Source organism: Streptomyces sp. NPDC000880 (genome assembly GCF_053599675.1).
In genome coordinates this window covers 1,905-4,347 of the sequence record NZ_JBSFMS010000225.1, presented here as the reverse complement: position 1 = coordinate 4,347, position 2,443 = coordinate 1,905, and the positions used below count along the sequence as shown (strand labels likewise).

The 2,443-nt window shown below is 68.2% G+C and carries 1 protein-coding gene and 1 pseudogene; both read left to right on the top strand.

The features are described 5' to 3' along the window. Positions 1-510 precede the first annotated feature (510 nt). Positions 511-1,026: a hypothetical protein gene (locus ACWDO5_RS35355; RefSeq protein WP_450534625.1), complete on the top strand. Its 516-nt coding sequence runs from the start codon at positions 511-513 to the stop codon at positions 1,024-1,026. A 137-nt stretch (positions 1,027-1,163) separates the two neighbouring features. Further along, positions 1,164-2,443, top strand: a pseudogene (locus tag ACWDO5_RS35350) (transposase); the annotation flags it as partial.

The following is a 2,443-nucleotide window of genomic DNA, read 5'->3' as shown; positions in this document are numbered from 1 at the left end:
CTAGGAGCGTGTCTCAGTAACCGGCAACCCGCCTGCGTTCGTGATCATTGGTGCGGGATGATCTCGGTATGCGTGGTGGCGTCGGGGAGTGGAGGCCTCGCGAGGGCCAGCAAACGCCGCATCCAGCGCATGGTGAGCATGCCTGCACGGTAGGGGTGCGCATCACCGGCTCCGGGTCAGCGATCCGGTAAGAATATTGGCGCCGCAAAACGCGTCCGACGCAAGATGGTTCGGCGTGCCCGGCGGACACCGTCGAGCCACGTCCACGGCGTATGCCCGCTCCCGCGGGACTGTGTTCATGGGGTTCTCATCGACGAGACCACAGCCCCGAGCCGCCACGCCATCGGGTGATGCGGCTCAGCCAGGCGAGTGACAGCGGCCACCGCAGGCTGCTACCGGGCGGGCCGGTGTTCCAGGATCGGTGCCGCCGCCGTCTCCGGCGGAATGTGCATCGACCACGTCTGTGCCGTGCGATCGGCTCGACCACGGCTGTTCGAGGAGTCCCATCCCATGCGTTCACGCGTCATCGCCGTCATGGCCGCCACGGCTGCGGCCGCTGCGGCACTCGTGCAACCCGCCCACGCCGCCCCGCTCGTCGACGGGGTCTACCGGTTCGCGGCTTTCACGGACGGCAAGTGCCTGGTCTGGCCCAAAACGAACGGCCCGGTATCGCTGGGCGCCTGCACGGACAACGCGTCACACTCGGCGAACTGGCAGGTACGGCAACGCCCCAACGGAACAATGGAAGTCTCCGCGGCGGGCTCGAACCCACGCTCATGCCTGAGGGTGAATGACGCTTACCACGTGGTGGTCATCAGCAACTGCGCTGACAAGTACGCCGAGTGGACCGTCTTTTACGGCTCCGCCGGGCCCGGCAGCGTGGTGTGGGCCGACATCGAGCACACCCCCGGCGACCGTTCCAAATCGTGGGGCAAGGTGGTGGACGATCCCGGCGTAAACGGTCGACTCGCGGTGCGGCAGGCCCCCATCGAGCCGCACTACTGGGCATTGCAGCAGGTCAGCTAGGGGCGTATCTCAGTAATGGGCAACCCGCCTGCGTCTCGTGATCTTTCGTGCGGGATGATCCCGGTATGCGTGGTGGGGATGGGCTGTTCGAGGTCGAGCCGGTCGAGGCGAAGCGGCGGCAGGGCCGTCCGGCGGCGGTGGACAAGACGTTCCGGGCGTTCGACCCGCACCAGGTCCTGCTGCTGCCTCCCTCGCTGGACGACTGGCTGCCCGAGGACCACCTCGCCCGGTTCGTCGCAGACCTGGTCGACGAGGTACTCGACCTCTCCCCGATCCTGGCCGACTACACCGAGAAGCGCGGCCACCCGCCCTATGACCCCCGGCTGATGGTGCGCCTGCTGATTTACGGCTACACCACCGGTGTCCGCTCCTCCCGGGCGATCGAGCGCAAATGCGCCGACGACGTGGCGTTCCGGTTCCTGGCCGCCGACCAGGCCCCGGACTTCCGCTCGATCGCCCGGTTCCGCCGCCGTCACCTCAACGCCCTGGCCGACCTGTTCACCCAGTCGCTGCACCTCGCGACCAAGCTCGGCATGGTCAAGATGGGCCGCGTCGCCCTGGACGGCACCAAGCTCAAAGCAAACGCCTCCAAGCACAAGGCGATGAGCTACGGTCGCCTGATCGACAAGGAAGAACGGATCGAGGCCGAGATCGCCGAGCTGGAGGCCAAGGCCACCGCCCTGCTCACCGACGCCGAGGCCACCGACGCCGCCGAGGACCAGGCCTTCGGCCCGGACGGCAAGGACACCGACCTGCCCGCCGAACTGGACCGCCGCGAGAAGCGCCTCGCGCGCCTGCAGGCCGCCCGCGCCCAGATCGAGGCCGAGGCCGCCGAAAAGGCCCGCCGCCACGCCGAGGACAAAGAACGCCGCCGCCAGCAGCGCAAGGGCACAGCCGACGAGCAGGCCGTCACCGACGCCGGGGAGAAGGCCGCCGCCAAGGCCCGCCCGAAGCCGAAGGCCCAGGCGAACTTCACCGACCCCGACTCGCGGATCATGAAGAACAGCGACGACGCTTACATCCAGGCCTACAACGCCCAAGCCGTCGTCGCTGAACTACACCACCATGCTGGAGCAGTCCGCGGCGAACACCGGCACCCACCCCAAGCAGGCCCTGGCCGACGCCGGATACTGCTCCGAAAACAACCTCGAAGCCGCCCGGGACCGCCAACTCGCCTGCGGAACCGATACATTCATGGCCACCGGCCGCCTCGCCCACGACGAGCAGGTCCCACCCGCACCTCGCGGACGCATCCCCAAGCACGCGACCTTGAAGGAGCGCATGGCCCGCAAGCTGCGGACCAAGCCCGGACGAGCCGCCTACAACCGCCGCAAAGCCATCATCGAACCCGTCTTCGGACAGATCATGACCTGCCAGAACGGCCGCCAGCTCCTCCTGCGCGGCGAAGACGGCGCCT

Coding starts and splice junctions, on each gene's coding strand:
- ACWDO5_RS35355 (WP_450534625.1), top strand. CDS start 511: ATGCGTTCACGCGTCATCGCCGTCATGGCCGCCACGGCTGCGGCCGCT.